Origin of the sequence: Mesorhizobium sp. M7A.F.Ca.US.005.03.2.1, from assembly GCF_003997795.1 — a bacterium.
In the GTDB taxonomy this organism is placed as follows: domain Bacteria; phylum Pseudomonadota; class Alphaproteobacteria; order Rhizobiales; family Rhizobiaceae; genus Mesorhizobium; species Mesorhizobium ciceri.
Genome location: NZ_RZRP01001139.1, coordinates 1 through 1,571, shown reverse-complemented (window position 1 = coordinate 1,571; position 1,571 = coordinate 1). Strand labels below are relative to the sequence as shown.

Here is a 1,571-nt window from a genome sequence, read left to right as displayed (position 1 = left end):
GGTCAATGGTTCACGAACAATCAGGTCGCGCTTAAATCCGATCGATGAATGGCACGAACCCGGCCACCATCGCGCTGTCACTGCCATCAGGACCGGCAAGCTCGTCCGATTGATCCAATTGTTGCAATGCATCCATGATCGCATCGAAGCTGACTGGTTCACCCGCCCCCGGCAGCATGCGAAGCGCTGGCACGGATTCTACCGCGCAGGCATCCGACGCCCATGACGAAAGGATGGCGCGCTTCTCCTGACCGTCCAGGGCAACGTCGGCCAAGACGTCGTGGGGATGTTTGAAATGCCGTGCCGGATGCAGCAATCGGTCCAGAAAAACATCGGGGGCCACGGGTTCAATCGAGGCAAAATGGGTCGAAATGGCTGCTTCCATTGATGGTCCTCCGCTTCAGACAATCTCCTGCGTGTTTGAGTTTGGCGGCTCTCGCGATTCCCGCCAGACGAAATTTTGGGACGTCTCAAGCAAGTTTCAATGGCTTGGCACGGGTCACATTTCCCGTGGTCAACGCCTTAGAACCATTTTATCCAGCCGGTGAAACAATCGGCGAGAATCTCAGTTCTGACGTCGGGCGAAAATCAAGGACCCGAATCCGGCAGGAGAACCAGTCATGTCTTACCTCTCTAGGAACTTGTGCATTGGCTTGATCACAGGAGCCCTGATGCTCTCGACTGGCGGCCTTGCTCCGGCCACCGCACAGGAAATTCCGAACGACTTCAGCGCAATCGTGCGTCAGAAGCTGCCCGCGGTTGTCGCCATCACGACCAGGCAGATCATCCAGGATCAAACGACGCTCAACGACTTTCTCAATCCCTTCGACGGAGGAGGGCGTATCCAGCCCCAGGTGCGGGAAGCACTCGGCTCCGGCTTTGTGATCAGTCCCGAAGGCTACATCGTCACCAATAACCATGTCGTCGCCGACGCAACTGAGATTCACGTCGTGTTCTCCGACAAGGAGACGGCGCCCGCCCGGGTGGTGGGCCGCGATCCGGCAACCGACATCGCGGTATTGAAAGTCGAGCCTCGGCCCAACATGACGGCGACGGCCTGGGGGGATTCTGACGCGATGCAACCAGGGGCCTGGACCATCGCCATCGGCAGTCCCTTCGGCCTCGGGGGCACGGTCACTGTCGGCGTCCTTTCTGCCCGCTCTCGCGATATCCAGGCCGGTCCTTACGACGATTTCCTGCAGACTGACGCCTCGATCAACAGAGGTAACTCGGGAGGTCCTTTGTTCAACGCGCGCGGCGAAGTCATCGGAGTCAACACGGCAATCGTGTCGCCGTCAGGCGGTAGCATAGGCATTGGATTCGCGGTGCCCTCGCGCACAGCTCGGACTGTCGTCGACCAACTGATCAGCACTGGCCGCATCGAGCGCGGCTTCATCGGCGTGCGTCTTCAGGAGATCACGCCTTCCATCGCCGAGGCGCTCGGAATGCCGGGCGCCAAGGGCGCGCTGGTTGCCTCGGTAGAGGCTGGCAGCCCGGCGCAGAAAGCGGGAATCCAGGCCGGCGACGTGATAACCCGGTTCAACGACAAGGACATCCAAGGCGTCCATGAC

At 59.9% G+C, this 1,571-nt stretch carries 2 protein-coding genes; one reads left to right on the top strand and one right to left on the bottom strand.

Annotated elements, in window-relative coordinates:
* Positions 1–31: 31 nt before the first annotated feature.
* Positions 32–385 (bottom strand): hypothetical protein, encoded by a 354-nt coding sequence (locus EN991_RS35525; RefSeq protein ID WP_127367034.1) that lies wholly within the window; start codon positions 383–385, stop codon positions 32–34.
* A 286-nt stretch (positions 386–671) separates the two neighbouring features.
* Between EN991_RS35525 and EN991_RS35520 the strand changes: the two genes are divergently transcribed.
* A partial coding sequence (locus tag EN991_RS35520) for a trypsin-like peptidase domain-containing protein (RefSeq protein ID WP_245461169.1) occupies positions 672–1,571 on the top strand: 900 nt, incomplete at its 3' end.